Source organism: Aeromonas crassostreae, assembly GCF_054052445.1.
This window is the reverse complement of record NZ_JBSTYM010000008.1, coordinates 20,173-40,068: the sequence shown is the minus strand read 5'-3', so window position 1 is coordinate 40,068 and position 19,896 is coordinate 20,173. Positions and strand designations below refer to the sequence as shown.

Sequence of the window (19,896 nt, the reverse complement as noted above, 5' to 3'; positions counted from 1 at the left end):
CCCTATCTTGTCAGCACTTCCCCCTCTGCTGCGTTGCCGTCAGCTCAGCCTCACCCGAGGTGGCTGCCTCATCCTGGACGGGCTCGACCTCAGCCTGCATGGGGGCAGCCTCACCGCCCTGCTCGGCCCCAACGGCGCCGGCAAGAGCTCGCTGCTCAAATGCCTGACCGGCGAGCTGGACCATGAGGGAGAGACCAGCCTGTTTGGCCGCAAGCGCCAGGAGTGGACCGGCACCGAACTGGCCCACAGGGTCGGGGTGCTGCCCCAGAGCTCGTCCCTGAGTTTCCCTTTCCTGTGTGAAGAGGTGGTGGCCATGGGGCGTCTGCCCCACAGCGAACCCGGCCGCCGGCGCGACGAGATAGTGAGGGCCGCCATGGCCCATGCCGGGGTGGAACACCTGGCCAGCCGCCTCTACCCGGGCCTCTCCGGCGGCGAGCGCCAGCGGGTGCAGTTTGCCCGGGTGCTGGCCCAGATCTGGCAGGCCCCCGATGCCGATGGCCCCTCCAGGCTGTTGCTGCTCGATGAGCCCACCTCGGCCCTGGATCTCAAGTACCAGCACCAGTTGCTCACCCTGGCTCGCGCCCTCACCTCCCGCAACACCGCCGTGCTGGTGGTGCTGCACGATCTGAACCTGGCGGCCCGCTACGCCGATCGGCTGCTGATGCTGGAGCGGGGCAGACTGATGGCCGATGGCCCCCCGGACGAGGTGCTCACCCCCGAACTGGTGACCCGCCTCTATGACTACCCGGCCCAGGTGATCCACCACCCGGAGACCGGGCTGCCCATGGTGGTGTGATAATCGCTGGGGGTGCGATAACGGGCGCATCGCCCCTCCTAGCCACGACTACCCCGTCCAGACCATCCACCACCCCGGGACCGGGCTGCCCATGGTGGTGTGATAATCGCTGAGGGTGCGATAACGGGCGCATAGCCCCTCCTCGCCACGACTACCCCGTCCAGACCATCCATCACCCCGGGACCGGGTTGCCCATGGTGGTGTGATAATCGCTGGGGGTGCGATAACGGGCGCATAGCCCCTCCTCGCCACGACTACCCCGTCCAGACCATCCACCACCCCGGGACCGGACTGCCCATGGTGGTGTGAATCCCGTCAGGATCCCGAATAGCAGAAGAGCGCCATCAGGCGCTCTGTTTGTTTGCAACGTGAAGGGTGACTCGGGGATCGGGTCGCGACCCGGCTGGTGGGTTGGGCGTCGATAGCCACATCCCTCCGGCATCGGCCCTCGCTATGTCAGGCGATCTGGTAGCGGCCCGGCTTGTGGTTAAGTGTCAACACCAGGTTACAGATGATGGCCGCCACCACGGAGAGGGCCAGGATCCAGGGCGGCACCACGAAACAGGAGGCGATGACTATGGTGCAATCCAGCCCCATTTGCAGCTTGCCGGCGCGAATACCGAACCGATCCTGGATGAAGAGCGCCAGTATGTTGAAGCCCCCCAGACTGGATTTGTGGCGAAACATGATGAGCAGCCCCATGCCGATCAGGGTGCCGCCAATCAGGGCCGCATAGACCGGCTCTATCTTGCCGATTTGCAGCACGGCATTGAGGTGATCCGTCATGAAGGAGACAGCCGCTACCGAGACGAAGGTATTGAAGGTGAAGCGCGGTCCCATCCTGAGCCAGGCCAGGGCGTAGAACGGCAGGTTCATGGCGAAGAACAGCAGGCCGAAGCTCAGGCCCGTCACCTGTTGCAGCAGCAGTGCCAGCCCGGCGGTGCCACCGGTGAGCAGGCCGACCTGATGAAACAGGAAGATGCCGAGGGAGACGAAACCCGCCGCGGTCAGCAGGGCGATCACATCTTCATAGAGGGGGTGCGCAGAGCGAGTGGGCTGCGCGGCGGGCGGGGTGTTGTCCATAACCTGTATCCAATGGCGAAGTGAAAAAGCGTGTCTTGTGGCCGCGGTGGCGGACCCGAGCCCTGTCCTCAGGGCTTCGTGGTGGGCTCCAGTCTATTTTTTGCGACCATGATCACAATGGTCATCGACCACGCCCCCTTTTGGTGCCTGTCATCCTCCATTGACAGTCGTTGCACCAAGATGAGGCTCACTCCAGCGCTATGTCCGCCGGCGCCTCGGCCCTGGGTACATGCTGCAATCCCTCTATCATGATGGCGGCGATCTCGTCATAGGCGGCGGACCAGGCCTGGGCCAGGGGCAGGGTGAAGTGTTCGCCGAGCCGCCGGGCCATCGTCCGGGTCATGGCGACCTTGACCAGGTTGAAGTGTTCCGGCGTCACCCCGTAGCGCCTGTGCTGCTGGCCGAGGTGGCGGATGATGAAGCGCAGCGACTCGATCTGCTCCAGGCTGGTCAGCACCGTATTGAGGGTCTGGGCCACCTTGTCGATGAGGCGCTCATCCGTCATGGTGAACATGGGGAGCAATCTCGGATCCAGATGAAATAACTCCTGATAGATATCCCTGACAAACTCGTTGCTAAACAGCGAGATACGACTCCATGCCCTTTGTACCAGTTCTATCTCATCTGAGCTCATATGCCGTCCTTAGCCATGGCCGCTTCCCTGCCCGGCAGCAATTGCACACTGTAATAACAAAATAGTCACTAGCAACAACTCTGCCAGCCCCCGTCCGTTTTCCACGCCGGGAACGCCCTTGACTGACGTGGCACCCGAGGGCTCGCGATTAGTTCCAGATGATTTCGTTCTCGCCAGACGCGATGCCATAACCACAGGTTCCACCGCGCCACTGGCAGTACGCCCCGATCTCCCCTATAGGTTCTGGACATGCGCTGGAGATTTCCCATGGTGAACTGGCCCGCAACCCTGCTGTTGATAATGCTGCCCCTGCTGCCCGCCGCCGCGGTCCAGGCGGCCGACAAGGGCCAGTTTCGTCAGGCACCGCGCGCCATCAATGCCCTCCAGCAGGGTCAGGCGGCCCAGAACCGGGGCAACATCAGTCAGGCCATACGCCACTACTGCGTGGCGGCCAGCACGGGCAACCCGGAAGGCTATTATCGCATCGGTCGCCTGCTTGCTCCCCGCAATCCCAAGCTGGCCAACGGCTATCTCGCCATGGCCATGCGCCTTGGCAGCCAGCAGGCCGCTCGCTACTACAACAGCCGGGTCGGCAATGCCCCCATAGGGGACAACTGCGGCGCCCAGATGGGTGGCGGCGGCTTCACCATCCCCAGCACCCCCTTCAACCTCGACGCCTATCTCGCCCGCCAGTCTCCCGCCAAGCGCAGGCTCGCCGCCCTGCTGCGCCAGGCCGCCGATCGCCATGAGATAGACTCCCGCCTGGTGCTGGCCATCGCCATCGCCGAGTCCAATCTGGAGACCCACGCCGTCTCCCCCAAGAATGCCCAGGGGCTGATGCAGCTCATTCCCGCCACCCAGGCGCGCTTCGGAGTGACCCGCCCCTTCGACCCGGAGCAGAACATCAAGGGGGCCCTGGCCTATCTCAAGTGGCTGGATCGGGAGTTCGACGGGGACTGGGTGCTGATGTCGGCCGCCTACAACGCCGGTGAGCAATCGGTGGCCCGCTATGGCGGCATTCCCCCCTATGCCGAGACCCAGCACTATGTGCGCAAGGTGCTCTATTTCGCCGGCCAGGATCCCCTGGCCAAGCAGGCCGGACGCCCGAACCGCTAGCCCCTGCCCCCGCCCCTCGACTGGCGCCATGGGGCCATCCCCTCACGGCGCCATCGGCTTTCCCCCCGTCGGCCATTGGTTTACAATCGCCCCGTTATTCGGAACCGGCTGACCCCAGTCGTCAGCTGGCCCCACCACGGCATCAGTTCGTTGACAAAAACCAGTTAACCTGATGAAAAGGAAAGAGAATTAGCCAATGGCTCAATTTATTTACACCATGAACCGGGTCGGCAAGGTCGTGCCGCCCAAGCGTCATATTCTCAAGAACATCTCCCTCTCCTTCTTCCCGGGCGCCAAGATAGGCGTGCTGGGTCTGAATGGCGCCGGTAAATCCACCCTGCTGCGCATCATGGCGGGGCTGGATACCGAGATCGAAGGGGAAGCCCGTCCGCAGCCCGGCATCAAGATAGGCTACCTGCCCCAGGAGCCCAAGCTGGATCCGGAGCAGACGGTGCGCGAGGCGGTGGAAGAGGCGGTCGGCGAGGTCAAGCGCGCCATGGCGCGCCTGGACGAGGTCTATGCCGCCTACGCCGATCCGGATGCGGATTTCGACAAGCTGGCCCGGGAACAGGGCGAGCTGGAGGCCATCATTGAATCCCAGGGTGGCCACAACCTGGAGAACCAGTTGGAGCGCGCGGCCGATGCCCTGCGCCTGCCGGCCTGGGAAGCCCAGATCAAGCACCTCTCCGGGGGTGAGCGCCGCCGTGTGGCGCTGTGCCGTCTGCTGCTGGAAAAGCCGGACATGCTGCTGCTGGACGAACCGACCAACCACCTGGATGCGGAATCCGTGGCCTGGCTGGAGCGCTTCCTGCACGACTACGAGGGCACAGTGGTGGCCATCACCCACGACCGCTACTTCCTCGACAACGTGGCGGGCTGGATCCTGGAGCTGGACCGCGGCGAAGGCATCCCCTGGGAAGGCAACTACTCCTCCTGGCTGGAGCAGAAAGATGCCCGTCTGGCCCAGGAAGCGAGCTCGGAAGCGGCACGCAAGAAGTCCATCGAGAAGGAGCTGGAGTGGGTTCGCCAGAATCCCAAGGGCCGTCAGGCCAAGTCCAAGGCCCGTATGGCCCGCTTCGAGGAGCTCAACACCAGCGACTACCAGAAGCGCAACGAGACCAACGAGCTGTTCATCCCGCCCGGACCCCGCCTCGGCGACAAGGTGCTGGAGGTGGCAAACCTCTGCAAGTCCTATGGTGACAGGCAGCTGATCGACGATCTCTCCTTCGCCATCCCCAAGGGGGCCATCGTCGGCATCATTGGTCCGAACGGCGCCGGTAAATCCACCCTGTTCCGCATGATGTCGGGCCAGGAGCAACCGGACTCCGGCACCATCACCCTGGGTGACACCGTGGTGCTGGCGTCGGTGGATCAGTTCCGCGACACCATGGACGACAAGAAGACGGTGTTCCAGGAAGTGGCCGACGGTCAGGATATCCTGCGCATCGGCAACCACGAGTTCCCGAGCCGCGCCTATATCGGCCGCTTCAACTTCAAGGGCGCCGATCAGCAAAAACGCGTCGGCGAGCTGTCCGGTGGTGAGCGGGGTCGTCTGCACCTGGCCAAGCTGCTGCAGACCGGCGGAAACGTCTTACTGCTCGATGAACCGACCAACGATCTGGACATCGAAACCCTGCGCGCCCTCGAGAACGCCCTGCTGGAGTTCCCGGGTTGCGCCATGGTCATCTCCCACGACCGCTGGTTCCTCGACCGTATCGCCACCCACATCCTGGACTACCAGGACGAGGGCAAGATTGCCTTCTTCGAGGGCAACTTCACCGAATACGAAGAGTGGAAGAAGAAGACCTATGGCGCCGATGCGGTTCAGCCGCACCGGGCCAAGTACAAACGCATCACCAAGTGATGCGCCGCAGGGGGAGCCTTGGCTCCCCCTGCGCGTATCCCCCATGCCCCATTGTCGGCTGCCATACTGAGCGCTGACCCAGGTCCGGATCCACACCATGACCCCACACCCTGCCCGACTCACCCTGCTGATGCGGATCGAGCCCGGTTGCCTCGGCCCGGACGGCAAGCTGCACATAGCGACCTTCTGCGCCGCCGCGACCCGGCTGTTTGCCGCCAGCGCCCCCCAGGGGCTCTGCTGGCAGCTGATCCCGCGCCACGACAAACGCTTGCCCGAACTGAGCTTCCTGCTGCAGGAGCAGGCCCTGACCGACGCCCAGGCCGAACGCTGCCTGCAACGGCTGGGGCTGGCCCTGGCACCACTGCGCGAACAGGCGGACGAGCGACTGGCCGAACTGGTGGATCGCTACCTCAAGGCCCGGGGAAGCAGAGCCCTCTGATCCCGACGCCCGGCGCTAAGCCCCAAGAACAAGCGCCCATCGACACCCTTTTTCACCCCGGCTCGGCAAACGTTTGAACTTTTACTCTATTCATTGATCCGCCTCGCAGAACCGGGGTTTGTAAACGTCGCGGCCTGTGTAAAAATGTGCGCGCTGTCACGGTATCAGGACGCGTCTGGTCGCTCAGTCGCCAGAAACAGGACAACTCAGCCCCCATGGATGGAGTTGACTGTTCACCTGCTGCTTATTTCACGTCACCTATGGAATCCAACATGAATCAACCACACAACGCCACAGAGCAGGCAGCCAGTCCGGCCGCCGGGCAAGGATTGCTCGAGCGCATGTTTGCCCTGAAAGGCCATGGCACCAATGCCCGCACCGAGCTCATCGCCGGGGTCACCACCTTCCTGACCATGGTCTATATCGTGTTCGTCAACCCGCAGATCCTCTCCAATGCGGGCATGGACACCCAGGCGGTGTTCGTCACCACCTGCCTCATCGCCGGCATCGGCAGCATTCTCATGGGGTTGCTGGCGAACCTGCCCATCGCCCTGGCCCCCGCCATGGGGCTCAATGCCTTCTTCGCCTTCGTGGTGGTGGCGGGCATGGGCTACTCCTGGCAGGTGGGCATGGGCACCATCTTCTGGGGCGCCCTGGGTCTGCTGATCCTCACCCTGCTGCGGGTGCGCTACTGGCTGATCGCCAACATCCCCCTCACCCTGAGGGTCGGCATCACCGCCGGCATAGGTCTGCTCATCGCCCTGCTCGGCCTGCACAACGCCGGCATAGTGGTGGCGAGCCCGGCCACCATGGTGACCGTGGGCAACCTCACCTCCCTGCCCTGCCTGCTGGGGCTGCTGGGCTTCTTCCTCATCTGCATCTTCTCCGCCCGCGGCGTCCACTCCGCCGTGCTGATCGCCATCGTGGTGACCACGGCCCTGGGCTGGCTGTTTGGCGATGTCACCTTCAAGGGCTTCGTCTCCCTGCCGCCGAGCATAGCACCGGTTTTCGGCCAGCTGGATCTGATGGGGTCGCTCGACATCGGTCTGGCCGGGATCATCTTCTCCTTCATGCTGGTCAACCTGTTTGACTCGTCCGGCACCCTTATCGGGGTCACCACCCGCGCCAAGCTGGCCGATGAGCAGGGCCGCTTCCCGCGCATGAAACAGGCCCTGGTGGTGGACAGCGTGAGCTCGGTCGGCGGCGCCTTTATGGGCACCTCATCGGTCACGGCGTACATCGAGAGCAGCTCAGGGGTCGCCGTCGGCGGTCGCACCGGCCTCACCGCCATCGTGGTCGGCGTGCTGTTCCTGCTGGCTATCTTCTTCTCCCCGGTCGCCGCCATGGTGCCGGCCTACGCCGCGGCAGGCGCCCTCATCTACGTGGGCGTGCTGATGTGCTCCGAGCTGACCCGGGTCAAGTGGGAAGATCTCACCGAGGCGGTGCCGGCCTTCATGACCGCGGTGATGATGCCGTTCAGCTTCTCCATCACCGAGGGGATCGCCGTGGGCTTCATCTCCTACTGCGTGATGAAGGCGGGCACAGGCCGCTGGCGCGAGATCAACCCCTGCGTGCTGGTGGTGGCCCTGCTGTTCGTGCTCAAGTTCGTCTGGGTCGACGCCCACTGATCTGCAGAAAACGCCGACCAACGGCCAAGCGCTGAAAACAAAAATGCCCGTCATCGACGGGCATTTTTGTTGGCTGGCACCTGACGGCATCAACGGATGCCGCGGGCCTCGCGGATCCACTCCCAGGCCTGCTGGATCTCCTGGGCCTTCTCCTTGGCCATCTCCATCATCTCGGGGGGCAGCCCCTTGGCGGCCAGCTTGTCCGGGTGATGCTTGCTCATCTCCTTGCGATAGGCCTTCTTGACCTCGGCATCTGCCGCCTCCTCGCTCACCCCCAGCAGCTGGTAGGCATCCTTGAGCCGGTCACGGCTCGGTGGCTGCTGCCCCGCCGACTGACGTCCCCCCTGGTACTGGCCGCCGCCGTGGCGAAAGAAGTTCATCTGCGCCTCGGCCATGGCCAGGATCCGCGCCAGCTCTATCTGGCTAAAGCCCAGCTCCTCGGCGATGGTCTGCAGGATGGCCCGCTCGGCCGCCTCTACCTGACCATCGGCGAAGGCCGCCTGCAGTTGCACCTCCAGGAAGAAGCGCAGTATGTCGCGCTGCCCCTGACTGGCACTGCGAAACCCGGCCAGGGTCTGGCGCAGGGGGAAATCCGCCTCCTTGCCCTCGCGAAACGAGCGCTGGGCGCTGCTGCGCTGCTCGGGGGAGAGCCGCATCCTGTCCATCAGGTTGGAGGCGACCCGGATCTCCTGCTCGGTGACCTGGCCCCCCGCCTTGGCGATGTGGCCCATGACGGCGAAGGTAGCGTGGAAGAAGATGGCCTGCTGCTCGGCGCTCGGGGTACGGCGAAACGCCCCCTGGATGCCGATCCCGCGGTCAAATCGGTGACCGAGCCAGAGGCCGATCAGCAACCCGAAGACATTGCCGAGCAGAAAACCGAAGAAGGCGCCAAGCACCTTGCCCCAAATACGCATGACTCAAGACCTCATCTCAATTAGTGGAGCCTGCCAGCTCGTCATCCAGGGCGCGCAACCGCGCCACAGTACCGATATCACGCCACTCCCCGACCAGGCGGGTACCGCCGACCCGCCCCTGGGCCATCCAGTCCCGCAGCAGGGGCGCCAGCTTGCGGCTGCCCTGGGCGAGGGAGGCAAAGGCCTCGGGCCGATAGAGGCCGACGCCGCTGAAGGTCAGGCCAGGCCTGTCTTGCACCCGGTCTGCGGCGAGGGAGAAGTCCCCGTGGGGGTGCTGGGGCGGATTGGGCACCAGCCAGAGGTGAGCGAGATCCGCCCCCAGCGGCTGGTTCACCAGAGCGCCATAATCGGTATCCAGCCAGGTATCGCCGTTGATCACCAGAAACGGGGCATCGCCGAGCAGGGGCAGGGCCTGCACTATGCCCCCCGCCGTCTCCAGGGCACTCTCCTCCGCCGACCAGGCTATCTGCACCCCGAACTGGCGGCCATCGCCGAGGGCCGCCACCAGCTTGTCGCCGAGCCAGGCATGGTTGATGACCAGCTCGCTTACCCCGGCCGCCTTGAGCTTCTCGATATGATGGACGATGAGGGGTTTGCCCCCCACCGCCAAGAGCGGTTTGGGCAGGGAGTCGGTGAGGGGACGCATCCGCTCGCCACGGCCGGCGGCCAGGATCATCGCCTTCATGCGTCGGCGCCCTCTTGATGCCGTGGCGCAAAGCCGGGCAGCACCCGGCGCACCAGCCAGTCGCCAAATGCTTCCAGCACGGGGTGGGCTTCGCCATGGAGGCGGCACACATCCACCACATAACCCAGGGTGCGGGGAATGTCCTTGAGGTAGCCGGATTTGCCATCCCTGTGCCAGAGGCGGGTGAAGAGCCCCGCCGCCTTGAGGTGGCGCTGCATGCCGGTCAGGTCCGCATGACGACGGAAACTGGCATAATCGAGCCCGGCCAGCAGATTGGCCCGGCTCAGGGTATCGAAGCCGTGGCGCATGCCCTGCTCCATCACCTGGTCTGGCCAGCGCACGTAACAATCTTTGAGCAGGGAGACCAGGTCATAGCTCAGCGGCCCGATGACCATGTCCTGAAAATCTATGATGGCCAGCTCGCTCTCGTCCGGGGTATCGCCGCCACACACCATCAGGTTGCGGCTGTGGAAATCCCGGTGCATCACCCCCTGGGGCTGGGCCAGGTTGTTCTCGGTGAGGCAGGCGAAGGTGTCATCGAGCAGCCGCAACTCGCCCTCGTCCAGAGTCAGATTCAGGTGCTGACCCAGCAGCCACTCGGGGAAGATGGCGTTCTCCCGAGCCATGAAGGCGGCATCGAAGGGCTCCAGCGCCAGGGCCACACCACCGAGGCGCGGCAGCAGGGCGATGGCTTTCTGATACCAGGCCAGCACGCTGGTCTCGTTCAGGCAGCCGATGAGCTGGGTGTCGCCCAGATCCGTCACCGCCAGCAGCCCGAGGGCATAATCCACCGCCCGCACCTCGGGGGCCAGCAGGCCGCTGGCCTGCAGGGCGGCCGCATTGCGGACAAACTCTTGATTTTTCTCTGTTTGTGGATTGGCATCCACCCAGACGAGGCCGCCGCCCCGATAGTAGCGGCGGAAACTGGCGTCGCCGGAAATGAGAGACAGGGTCAGGGTGTGGTCGCCCGTATGATGGCGAGCGAACTGGAGCAGGGAGTCAAAACGATCTGGCATGGGTGAAGGACCAAGGTGGAAAGCAGCGCTTGGCTGTTAGCCCTGGCCGCAATAATGCTTTATCATTGCCGGCTAACATAAAGCAATGAGATGCAATGTCAACTCGATGAGTCCTGGCGTATTATGCATGCTCTTGAATCAGCCGTTTCGATACGGATTGCGCGAGTCTTCTACATGACAAAATGGACACTGGGGCGTGCCTGTCCCATCGCCCTGACCATTGGCCTTGCTCCGGCGCTGTTGAGCCCGGCATATCTCCAGGCTGCGCCAATGAGCGTGCCCGCCGCCACGGGTCTGCTGGACGGGCTCTGCTATGACTATGTTCCCAAGATAGAGAAAGCCCCCGCCAATCAGGATGCCAATGCCCTGCCGGTGGAAGTGGACGCCGACCGGCTCGAAGCCAAGCAGGGCGGCACCGCCGTCTATGAGGGTGACGTCAAGGTGCGTCAGGGCGTGCGCAAGTTTGACTCCGATTATGCCCAGCTCGACCAGAAGAGCCGGGATGTGATCGCCATCGGCAACATCTACTACAACGATGGCCAGATCACGGTCACCAGCGACAAGACCCTCAAGTCCAACCTGGATACCAAGGATTCAGAGCTCGAAGAGGGCAGGTATCAGGTTCATGGCTCTGCGGTGCGCGGCTCCGCCGATCGGGTCATCATGACCAACAACAACCAGAACATCACCCTGGAAGGGGCCCAGTACACCACCTGCCCGCCGGGCCAGGAGGCCTGGATCCTGAAGGCGGGCAGCATCGACATCGACCAGAACGAGGTATTCGGCGAAGCCTGGAACGCCAGCCTCTGGCTCTATGACTATCCGGTGTTCTACTTCCCCTATATCAACTTCCCCATCAAGGACGAGCGCAAGACGGGTCTGCTCTACCCCAGCTATGAGCAGAGCTCCAAGAACGGCATGGACATCAACCAGCCCTTCTACTGGAACATAGCCCCCAACTACGACGCCACCATCAGCTCCCGCTTCATGGACAGGCGCGGCCTGATGGAGCAGGTCGAGTTCCGCTACATGCCGGACCCGGCCCACAGTGGCAGCCTCTATTTCGAGAACCTGGCCGACGACAAGCAGTATGATGACACGGCGACCCTCAACGACTATCTGGCCGACGGTCACCGCTATCTGCTCAATGCCCGCCACAGCTCCCGCTTCCTCGACAACGCCATGGTGGTCTCCCTCGACTACACCAAGGTGCGGGACAAGGATTACAACTACTTCAACGACTTCTCGCCGCCGGTCGGCACCCAGGTCGACAACCAGTTGCAGCAATCCCTCAAGGCGGGTTACTACCAGCAGAACTGGAACCTGACCACGGAGGCGCGCACCTACCAGATCCTGCTGGCCGGTGCCCAGCAGCCCCACTCCATGCTGCCGCGCATCAACCACAACTATTACCATCAGGGCAGCTGGTACGATCTGGCCTGGAACACAGAGCTGACCAATTTTGGCTATGACAACGACCAGTCCACCATAGGGGAAGCCTATACCGGCACCCGGCTCTACAGCGCGCCGACCCTGACGGTGCCGCTCAGCGATGCGGACGGTTACTACTTAGACAGCCAGTACAAGCTGATGTACACCCAGTACAACCAGGATGTCCCGGATACCAGCAAGCTCACCAGCTACTACCGCAGCAAGGAGCTGACCAACCTCGACGACAGCGTCACCCGGGTGCTGCCCTCGTTCCGGCTCAAGGGTGGTCTCACCTTCGATCGCCATCAGGACTGGTTCGGCGAGCGCGCCAACCAGACCCTGGAGCCCGAGTTCCAGTACCTCTATGTCCCCTACAAGGATCAGGACAACATAGGCATCTACGACTCCACCAGCATGCGCCAGGACTACTACAGCCTGTTCAGCGACCGCCGCTTCGCCGGGCTGGATAGGATCAGCGACTCCAACCGTGTCTCCGTCGGGGTCACCAGCCGGGTCTATGATGGCGTCGGTGACGAGCGTCTGCGCCTGGCCCTGGCCCAGGCATTCGACTTCGTCGCCCCCAGAGTCACCCTCTATCCCAGCGACGAGGCGAGCACCAACACCCGCTCTCCCCTGTCGTTCGAGGGGGATGCCAAGATAAGCGAGCAGTGGTTCGCCCACGTCGGCGCCCAGTATGATGTGGATAACAGCGAGTTCAGCTCCGCCAACAGCGCCCTGGAGTATCGCCACGAGAAGCTGTTGAGCCAGCTCAACTACCGTTTCGTGCGCGATGCCAACTACGATCTCTCCCGCAGTGGCGAGAGCGCCGACATCAACCAGGTCGGCATGTTGCTCGGCACTCCCCTCAACGACCGGTGGCACCTCTATGGCGGCTACTACTACGACCTGGATCAGAACGTGAATGTTGACCGCAAGGTGGGGATCAAATATGACTCCTGCTGCTGGAGCATCAACTTCAACCTGGAATGGGTCAACAGCCCGGATAACGTCACCTACCAGCCCACCTCGGAGCGTAGTTTCGGCATCCAGTTTGAGATGAAAGGATTGGGCAGTGTGGGGACCGGTGCCAAGGGCACCAGCCTGGATACCGATGCCCTGCCTTACATTCGTCCGTTTAACCTGCGGGACCAGTGAGTCATCGCAAAACGCCTTGAGAGATGGATATGAAGAAGACGTGGATTTCCCTGCTGACCGCAGGTCTGTTCGGAGTCATGAGCCAGAGCGCGTTTGCCTCCCCCGAGCTCATCGACAAGGTGCTGGCCGTGGTCAACAAGGATGTAGTACTCGCCAGCCAGCAGGATGCCCTGGTCAACAAGATCAAGTTCTCGGCCAAGGAGAGCGGCCAGGCGCTGCCCGATGACGTCACCCTGCGCAGACAGGCGCTGGATCGCCTGATCCAGGAGAGCCTGCAATTGCAGCTGGCGGACAGACAGGGCCTCAAGATCAGCGACACCCAGCTCGAGCAGGCCATCCAGAGCATCGCCGCCGACAACAAGATGAGCCTGGCGCAGCTGCGGGCCCAGCTTGAGCGCGAAGGCATGAGCTATGCCCAGTACCGGGAAGAGATACGCCGCGAGATCCTGATGAACGAGGTGCGCCGCAACCAGATCCGCCGCCGCATCAACATCTCGGATCAGGAGGTCAAGCAGGTGGTGCAGGCGTTGCAGGCCCAGGGCCAGCAGCAGCAGGAGTACCACGTCGGTCACATCCAGATCGCCCTGCCGGACAACCCGAGCGCCGAGCAGCTCAATGCCGCCAAGGCCAGGATAGAGAGCCTGCTGACCCGGCTGCGTGGCGGCGCCGACTTCCGTGAGCTGGCCATCGCCGAGAGCAACGGTCCCAAGGCCCTGGAAGGGGGTGACTGGGGCTGGATGAGCCCGCAAGGCATGCCCACCCTGATGGCCGAAGCGGTGCAGGGTGCCAAGAAGGGGGACATCGTCGGCCCGCTGCGCTCCGGCGCCGGTCTGCACATCGTCAAGGTGTTCGATACCAAGGGCATGCAGCAGGTGGTGCAGACCGAAGTGAAGGCTCGTCACATCCTGATCAAGCCCTCCATCATCCTGAGTGAGGAGAAGGCCAAGGGCATGCTGGACGGCTTCCTCCACGACATCAAGAGCGGCAAGGCCGACTTCGCCGCCCTGGCGGAGAAGCACTCCGAAGATCCCGGCTCTGCGGTGCAGGGAGGGGAGCTGGGCTGGTCCGATCCCAACGTCTATGTGCCTGAGTTCCGCGACATGGTCAATCGCCTGCAGCCCGGCCAGTACAGCGAGCCCTTCCGGACCAGCCACGGCTGGCACCTGGTGCAGCTGGAGGATAGACGCAGCCAGGATGCCACCGACAAGGCCCAGGAGCAGCGCGCCTATCAGCTGATCTACAACCGTCGCTTCGTGGAAGAGTCCCAGGCCTGGCTCGACGAGCTGCGTGACGAAGCCTATATCCGCATCGAAGGTGCCGGCAGTTGATCCCCTGTCAGCGTCTTGCCATCACCCCGGGTGAGCCGGCCGGCATAGGGCCGGATCTGGTGCTCGATATCGCCCGGCGGGACTGGCCCCACCAGTTGGTGGTGATCGCCTCCCCCGAGCTGATGCAGCGCCGGGCCAAGGCCCTCGGGCTGGAGATCGCGCTCATCCCCTACGATCCCGCCCAGCCAGCCCGCCCCCAGCGGGCCGGCACCCTGACCCTGTGTCCGGTCGCCCTCGGCGCCCCCGAGCAGGCCGGCCAGCTCGACGAGGCCAATGGCGCCTATGTGCTGGCCACCTTGCAGCGGGCCTGTGACGGCAACATGAGCGGCGAATTTGCCGCCGTGGTGACCGGGCCCGTGCACAAGGGCATCATCAACCAGGCCGGGGTCTCCTTCAGCGGCCACACCGAATTCTTCGCCCAGCAGGCGGGGGTTCCGGATGTGGTCATGCTGCTGGCCACCGACGGCCTGCGGGTGGCGCTGGCCACCACCCACATCCCCCTCGCCTGCGTCGCCCGCGCCATCACGGCGGAGCGTCTGGGCAAGGTGATCCGCATCCTCAATGCCGATCTCAGAGACAAGTTCGGCATCAAGGCCCCCAGGATCTATGTCTGCGGCCTCAATCCCCACGCCGGGGAAGGGGGTCATCTGGGCCGTGAAGAGATAGACGTGATCGAGCCCGCCCTGGACGCCCTGCGTCAGGAGGGGATCGATCTGGTTGGCCCCCTGCCAGCCGATACCCTGTTCCAGGAGAAGTACCTCAAGGATGCGGACGCGGTACTGACCATGTACCACGACCAGGGGCTGCCCGTGCTCAAGTACAAGGGCTTCGGGCGCTCGGTCAATATCACCCTCGGACTCCCCTTCATCCGCACCTCGGTGGATCACGGCACCGCACTGGATCTGGCAGGCAAGGGCCTGGCAGACTCGGGCAGCCTGGTCACCGCGCTTAACCACGCCATCCTGATGGTAGAGAAAAAAATATGAGCAGTAAGATGCACATGGGCCACACGGCCCGTAAGCGTTTCGGTCAGAACTTCTTGCACGACAGCTACGTGATCGATCAGATCGTGGCCGCCATCAACCCCCAGCCGGGCCAGAACCTGGTGGAGATAGGGCCTGGTCTGGCCGCGCTGACCGAGCCGGTCGCCTCCCAGATGGACAAGATGACCGTGGTCGAGCTGGACCGGGATCTGGCGGCGCGCCTGCGCGAACACCCCACCCTCAAGGACAAGCTGACCGTGATCGAGGCCGATGCCATGCGCTTCGACTTCGGCACCCTGATGGGGGAAGGCAAACCGCCGCTGCGCATCTTCGGCAACCTGCCCTACAACATCTCCACCCCCCTCATCTTCCACCTGTGCGACTTCGCCGACCGGGTGGAAGACATGCACTTCATGCTGCAAAAAGAGGTGGTGCTGCGTCTGGCCGCCGGTCCCGGCAGCAAGGCCTATGGCCGCCTGAGCGTGATGACCCAGTACTACTGCCAGGTGATCCCCGTGCTGGAAGTGGGCCCGGGCGCCTTCAAGCCGGCCCCCAAGGTGGATTCCGCCGTGGTGCGCCTGGTGCCCCACAAGAACCCGACAATCGTCGCGAAAGACATTCGCTGCCTGAGCCGGGTCTGCACCGAGGGCTTCGGCCAGCGCCGCAAGACCATCCGCAACAGCTTCGCGAACTTCATCACCGAAGCCCAGCTGGCCGAGCTTGGTATCGACGGCAACCTGCGCCCGGAGAACCTCTCCCTGGAGCAGTTCGTGACCGTGGCCAACTGGCTGGCCGATCAGCAACAGGGCTGACGCCATGGCGACACCGACCATCCAGATCCGCCCCCACCCCAGCTATATCGAGGGCAGCCAGGATCCTTACCAGTTCCTCTATCTCATCGAGATCCAGAACCTGGGGCCGGGCAAGGCGCAACTGCTCGCCCGCCGCTGGCTCATCACGGATGCCAACGGCAAGCGGGTCGAGGTCGAAGGGCCCGGAGTGGTCGGTGAACAGCCCGTCATCGCCCCCGGCGAGACGTTCCGCTACCAGAGCGGTGTGCCGCTCGACACGCCGCTCGGGGTGATGGAGGGGAGTTACCTGATGCGTGACGAGGCGGGCCACGAGTTCGAGGCCCCCATCGCCCCCTTCACCCTGGCCGTCCCCCACATCATCAACTGAGGTTCCATGGCAAACTGTTTTGTCGGCGATGTGCAGGGTTGCTATGACGACCTGCGCTGCCTGCTCGATATGGCTGGATTCGATCCGGCCCATGATACCCTCTGGCTGGCGGGGGATCTGGTGGCCAGGGGGCCGGACTCCCTCGCCGTGCTGCGCTATGCCCATTCCCTCGGCGAGCGCGCCGTCTGCATCCTCGGCAACCACGACCTGCACCTGCTGGCGGTCGCCGAAGGGGTGGCCCCGCTCAAGAAGAAAGACAGGCTGCAGGACCTGATGGAGGCGCCGGACAGGGATCTGCTGCTCGACTGGCTGCGCCATCGGCCCCTGCTCGCCGAGAGCGAGCATCCGACCCGCCCCGTGATGATGATCCATGCCGGCCTGCCCCCCAGCTGGGACGTGGCGACCGCCCGGCGCTGCGCCCGGGAGGTGGAGACGCTGCTGCGGGGGGATCAATACCGGTGGCTGCTGCACCACATGTATGGCGATCAGCCGGATGCCTGGCACGAGGGGCTGCTCGGCATAGAGCGCTACCGCTACATCATCAACAGCTTCACCCGGATGCGGTTCTGCCACCTCGATGGCCGGCTCGACTTCAAGTGCAAGCTGGGTCCGGAGGAATCCACCCCAGGGCTGCGCCCCTGGTTCGAGCTGCGGGCGCGCCGCGACGATGACCCCCTGCTGGTGTTCGGCCACTGGGCGGCCCTGATGGGCAACACGGGGCGCAGTCACATCAAGGCCCTCGACACCGGCTGCGTCTGGGGCAACAGCCTCACCCTGTGGCGCCAGGAGGATGACGCCCTGTTCAGCACCCCCTGTCCCGCCTACGCCCGCTGAGGGGCACAGACAGCAAAAAGGCCCGTATCGGGCCTTTTTCATGGTGGGACGCCGGGGATCAACCGGCGATCCGCTCCAGGGTCTCGAAACGATAGGGGTGGGGATTGCGTGCATCGGGCTGATGGGCCTCCTGCTCGATGCAGCGCCACTGCTGCGACTCATAATCCGGGAAGCGGGTATCCCCCTCGACCGCCAGATCGATGTGAGTCAGATAGAGGCGATCCGCCCGCGGCAACAGCTGGGCATAGAGATGACCGCCGCCGATCACCATCAACTCCGCCACCCCCTCCCCCTCGGACAAGGCGGCCAGCACCTCCTCGATGGAGGAGAACACCTCGATGTCCGGCGCCGTGAATCCTGCATTGCGACTGATCACCAGGTTTCGGCGCCCGGGCAGCGGGCGACCAATGGACTCGAACGTCTTGCGCCCCATCAATACCGGCTTGCCCAGGGTGACCCGCTTGAAGTGGGCCAGATCGGCGGGCAGGTGCCAGGGCATCTGGTTGTCCAGCCCTATCACCCTGCCTCTGGCCATGGCGGCAATCATGGAAATCTTCATCTCGCAGCGTCTCTCACACAATGGGGCGGTTACGGTACACGACCAGCGAGGGTATCGCCAGCCCGAAGCTCAGGGCGCCGACGATGAAGACGGCCTTGAGCCCATTTTCCAGCGCGCTCTGGATAAGCTCCAGGGTCACGCCGTGAATGTTGAGTTCGACGATGGAGATCATCGCCTTGAACGCATAGCTGCCGGGGATCATGGGGATGATGGAGGCGACGCTGAACACCGGCCTTGGCGCCAGCAAGCGCCGCGACCAATAGACGCAGACAAAGCCGACCGTGGTCGCCGCCGCCAGGGTGGCCCATTCGATGGGCACCCCCTGATGAATGAGCAGGGTACGCAGGCTGTGAGCCAGGGCGCCCCCCATGGCGCAATACTTGAGCATGCGCGGCGGCACGTTGAACAGCATGGCAAAACCGACGGCCGGAATGGCGGACCAGAAGGCATCCTTGGCCAGCAACCAGAGCAGATCCATCATATTTTCTCCCTCAACGTCCTGTGCGCGACGGCGCGGCAAGCATGCTGCCGCTCACTGTCAATGTCTCTCATCCTCTCCATCCCCAGATCCCGGTCACCGACATGGCCAGAATGATGCTGGTGACCACTGCGCTGATGGTCAGTAACACTCTTAATACACGTCATCCCCGCCACCCCCAGATCCCGGTCACCGACATGGCCAGGATGATGCCGGTGATCACTGCGCTGATGGTCAGTGGCACTCTTAATGCGCCTCATCCCCGCCATCCCCAGATCCCGGTCACCAACATGGCCAGGATGATGCCGGTGACCACTGCGCTGATGGTCAGTAATACTCTTAATGCACCTCATCCCCGCCATCCCCAGATCCCGGTCACCGACATGGCCAGAATGATGCCGATGGCGGCGCTGATGGTAAGCAGGGTCGCCGCCCCCCAGCGGGCCAACCCCATGTTGAAGTAGCCCTTCACCATGTCGGAGACGGCATTGATGAGGGGGAAGCCGGGCACCAGCAGCAGCACGCTGGCCGCCATGGCGAGATAAGGTTGCTGGCCCCAGCCAAAGAAGGTGGCGCTGGAGGCGAGCAGGGTGGCGATGAAGCCGGTCACGGCGAAGTTGATGAGGGGGCTGTGATGATGACGCGCCATCAGCTGGCGCACCCGCATGGCGCTGGCGCTGGCGAAGAAGGTCACCAGGAAGATGGGCCAGTCGCCGCCAAACAGCAGGCTGAAGGCGCCGCAGGAGAGGCCCACCATGGGCACCACCAGCCAGGGGTGGTAGTGGAACGGCTTGATGGCATCGAGCCGCTGCCTCACCTCCTTCGCCTCTATCAGGTGTTTCTCCGCCATGATGCACAGGCGCTGGATCTCGCACACCACCTGCATGTTGATGCCGTGCTCGCGGACCCGGCGGGTGGTGGTGACGCAGTGCCCCCGATAGAGGCTGGTCAATACGATGGCGCTCGAGGAGATGGCCATCTCGACGCTCTCCAGCCCCAGAGCCAGACCGAGCCGCATCGTGGTCTGCTCGATGAGGCGGCTCTCGGCACCGAACTGGGCCAGCATCTGCCCTGTCTTGACGACGATACGGGTGACGTCCGTCTGCTGTTCCCGGGACAGCTCCCTGCTTGACATCATACTTCTCAATATTCCCTTCGAGACGTAACGTGAAAGCCATTATCTTAACCAAACCCGGCAGACCATTCATCCGCAGGGAGCGGGGGAAACAGGTGAGAAGATCAAGATGTTGGCAGATAACTCAGCCAAGAAGCGCCTCTGGCCGCCGGCACACCGAAGGCGCCCCTTGATATGGCGTCAAACGAATAAGATGTAAGGAGGCGACGGATAACAGAGGTGACCCACGGCCACCTGGTCTTATTTGGGGAGGCGATCTTGCAGCGACACCACATTGTCTCGCCGGATCGGGGGGGGCGGCTCATCATCGGGGGCGAGGGAGCAGAGTCGGTTCATCTCGCAATGCATCAGGAAGAAGGTCTCCTGCATCATGTTGACGATGCGGATGCAGCTGTCGATGGGGTTCTTGGCCAGGCGGCGCTGGCAATCGACCTGAAACTGCAACCCTCGCAACCTGCGCTGCTGATCCGGGCCGGCGCTGGCGATGACCGCCTCTATCTGCTCATAGAGCAGGGTTTCCAGCAGTTGCGGCTCGCTGGCGGCGAGTCGTTTCAGGGTATCGAAGTCGGGTAATTCCATGGCTCCCTCCGCTCTCGAGATGAGAGGGTGTGGTGCCTGTGCCCAACCGGGCCCGGCACC

The 19,896-nt window shown here is 63.6% G+C and carries 20 protein-coding genes; 11 read left to right on the top strand and 9 right to left on the bottom strand.

The genetic code is table 11. The features are described from left to right. The first annotated feature begins 7 nt into the window (after positions 1–7). Entirely contained in the window at positions 8–796 is a 789-nt protein-coding gene (locus tag ACW5W4_RS08230; protein ID WP_456689046.1) for a heme ABC transporter ATP-binding protein, read from the top strand. 456 nt (positions 797–1,252) lie between these two features. On the opposite strand, the gene ACW5W4_RS08225 is transcribed toward ACW5W4_RS08230, so the two are convergent. Both ACW5W4_RS08225 and ACW5W4_RS08220 read right to left on the bottom strand, forming a co-directional pair. Continuing rightward, complete coding sequence (locus ACW5W4_RS08225) at positions 1,253–1,879, bottom strand: YitT family protein (protein ID WP_456689045.1); 627 nt, start codon at positions 1,877–1,879, stop codon at positions 1,253–1,255. Between the two features lie 187 nt (positions 1,880–2,066). Beyond that, the gene (locus ACW5W4_RS08220) at positions 2,067–2,513 is read right to left on the bottom strand and encodes a globin domain-containing protein (protein ID WP_456689044.1); all 447 of its coding nucleotides are present in this window, start codon (positions 2,511–2,513) and stop codon (positions 2,067–2,069) included. A 267-nt stretch (positions 2,514–2,780) separates the two neighbouring features. Here ACW5W4_RS08220 and ACW5W4_RS08215 point away from each other — a divergent pair, with 267 nt between their 5' ends. The 4 genes from ACW5W4_RS08215 (at position 2,781) to ACW5W4_RS08200 (ending at position 7,560) form a co-directional block, all read left to right on the top strand. After that, complete coding sequence (locus ACW5W4_RS08215) at positions 2,781–3,629, top strand: lytic transglycosylase domain-containing protein (RefSeq protein ID WP_456689043.1); 849 nt, start codon at positions 2,781–2,783, stop codon at positions 3,627–3,629. A 196-nt stretch (positions 3,630–3,825) separates the two neighbouring features. Continuing rightward, a complete protein-coding gene (gene ettA, locus ACW5W4_RS08210; RefSeq protein WP_456689042.1) occupies positions 3,826–5,493 on the top strand; it encodes an energy-dependent translational throttle protein EttA in 1,668 nt (555 codons plus the stop codon). 97 nt (positions 5,494–5,590) lie between these two features. After that, positions 5,591–5,932, top strand: a complete 342-nt coding sequence (locus tag ACW5W4_RS08205; protein WP_456689041.1) for a hypothetical protein — start codon at positions 5,591–5,593, stop codon at positions 5,930–5,932. A gap of 272 nt (positions 5,933–6,204) precedes the next feature. After that, on the top strand, positions 6,205–7,560 hold the full coding sequence (locus ACW5W4_RS08200; protein WP_456689040.1) for an NCS2 family permease: 1,356 nt from the start codon (positions 6,205–6,207) through the stop codon (positions 7,558–7,560). An 89-nt stretch (positions 7,561–7,649) separates the two neighbouring features. On the opposite strand, the gene djlA is transcribed toward ACW5W4_RS08200, so the two are convergent. Genes djlA through ACW5W4_RS08185 form a run of 3 tightly spaced genes read right to left on the bottom strand, consistent with a single transcriptional unit; the run spans position 7,650 to position 10,175 of the window. Further along, positions 7,650–8,474: a co-chaperone DjlA gene (djlA, locus tag ACW5W4_RS08195; protein ID WP_456689039.1), complete on the bottom strand. Its 825-nt coding sequence runs from the start codon at positions 8,472–8,474 to the stop codon at positions 7,650–7,652. Positions 8,475–8,490: 16 nt separating this feature from the next. Further along, positions 8,491–9,159, bottom strand: coding sequence for an N-acetylmuramate alpha-1-phosphate uridylyltransferase MurU (gene murU / locus ACW5W4_RS08190; RefSeq protein WP_456689038.1), 669 nt, complete (start codon positions 9,157–9,159; stop codon positions 8,491–8,493). Further along, positions 9,156–10,175 carry an aminoglycoside phosphotransferase family protein gene (locus ACW5W4_RS08185; RefSeq protein ID WP_456689037.1) on the bottom strand — a complete coding sequence of 340 codons (1,020 nt, stop codon included), beginning with the start codon at positions 10,173–10,175 and terminating at the stop codon, positions 9,156–9,158. The genes murU and ACW5W4_RS08185 overlap by 4 nt, the downstream gene beginning before the upstream one ends. Before the next feature lie 174 nt (positions 10,176–10,349). Here ACW5W4_RS08185 and lptD point away from each other — a divergent pair, with 174 nt between their 5' ends. The 6 genes from lptD to ACW5W4_RS08155 are packed head-to-tail and all read left to right on the top strand — an operon-like array spanning position 10,350 to position 17,085. Next, positions 10,350–12,761 carry an LPS assembly protein LptD gene (gene lptD, locus ACW5W4_RS08180; protein ID WP_456689036.1) on the top strand — a complete coding sequence of 804 codons (2,412 nt, stop codon included), beginning with the start codon at positions 10,350–10,352 and terminating at the stop codon, positions 12,759–12,761. A 29-nt stretch (positions 12,762–12,790) separates the two neighbouring features. Further along, positions 12,791–14,089, top strand: coding sequence for a peptidylprolyl isomerase SurA (gene surA / locus ACW5W4_RS08175; protein ID WP_456689035.1), 1,299 nt, complete (start codon positions 12,791–12,793; stop codon positions 14,087–14,089). Continuing rightward, positions 14,089–15,075, top strand: a complete 987-nt coding sequence (pdxA, locus tag ACW5W4_RS08170) for a 4-hydroxythreonine-4-phosphate dehydrogenase PdxA (RefSeq protein ID WP_456689115.1) — start codon at positions 14,089–14,091, stop codon at positions 15,073–15,075. Before surA ends, pdxA begins: the two co-directional genes overlap by 1 nt. Next, positions 15,072–15,884 (top strand): 16S rRNA (adenine(1518)-N(6)/adenine(1519)-N(6))-dimethyltransferase RsmA, encoded by an 813-nt coding sequence (gene rsmA, locus ACW5W4_RS08165; RefSeq protein WP_408794927.1) that lies wholly within the window; start codon positions 15,072–15,074, stop codon positions 15,882–15,884. The genes pdxA and rsmA overlap by 4 nt, the downstream gene beginning before the upstream one ends. A gap of 4 nt (positions 15,885–15,888) precedes the next feature. Continuing rightward, on the top strand, positions 15,889–16,251 hold the full coding sequence (gene apaG, locus ACW5W4_RS08160) for a Co2+/Mg2+ efflux protein ApaG (RefSeq protein WP_408794924.1): 363 nt from the start codon (positions 15,889–15,891) through the stop codon (positions 16,249–16,251). Between the two features lie 6 nt (positions 16,252–16,257). Continuing rightward, a complete protein-coding gene (locus ACW5W4_RS08155) occupies positions 16,258–17,085 on the top strand; it encodes a symmetrical bis(5'-nucleosyl)-tetraphosphatase (RefSeq protein WP_456689034.1) in 828 nt (275 codons plus the stop codon). Positions 17,086–17,143: 58 nt separating this feature from the next. Here ACW5W4_RS08155 and folA read toward each other — a convergent pair whose 3' ends face one another. The 4 genes from folA to ACW5W4_RS08135 all read right to left on the bottom strand — a co-directional run bounded on the left by folA (position 17,144) and on the right by ACW5W4_RS08135 (position 19,836). Continuing rightward, on the bottom strand, positions 17,144–17,644 hold the full coding sequence (gene folA, locus ACW5W4_RS08150; RefSeq protein ID WP_456689033.1) for a type 3 dihydrofolate reductase: 501 nt from the start codon (positions 17,642–17,644) through the stop codon (positions 17,144–17,146). A 13-nt stretch (positions 17,645–17,657) separates the two neighbouring features. After that, positions 17,658–18,125 (bottom strand): threonine/serine exporter family protein, encoded by a 468-nt coding sequence (locus tag ACW5W4_RS08145; protein ID WP_408794916.1) that lies wholly within the window; start codon positions 18,123–18,125, stop codon positions 17,658–17,660. 346 nt (positions 18,126–18,471) lie between these two features. Further along, positions 18,472–19,260, bottom strand: coding sequence for a threonine/serine exporter family protein (locus ACW5W4_RS08140; protein ID WP_456689032.1), 789 nt, complete (start codon positions 19,258–19,260; stop codon positions 18,472–18,474). A 237-nt stretch (positions 19,261–19,497) separates the two neighbouring features. Next, entirely contained in the window at positions 19,498–19,836 is a 339-nt protein-coding gene (locus ACW5W4_RS08135) for a DUF3135 domain-containing protein (RefSeq protein WP_456689031.1), read from the bottom strand. Positions 19,837–19,896: the final 60 nt, after the last annotated feature.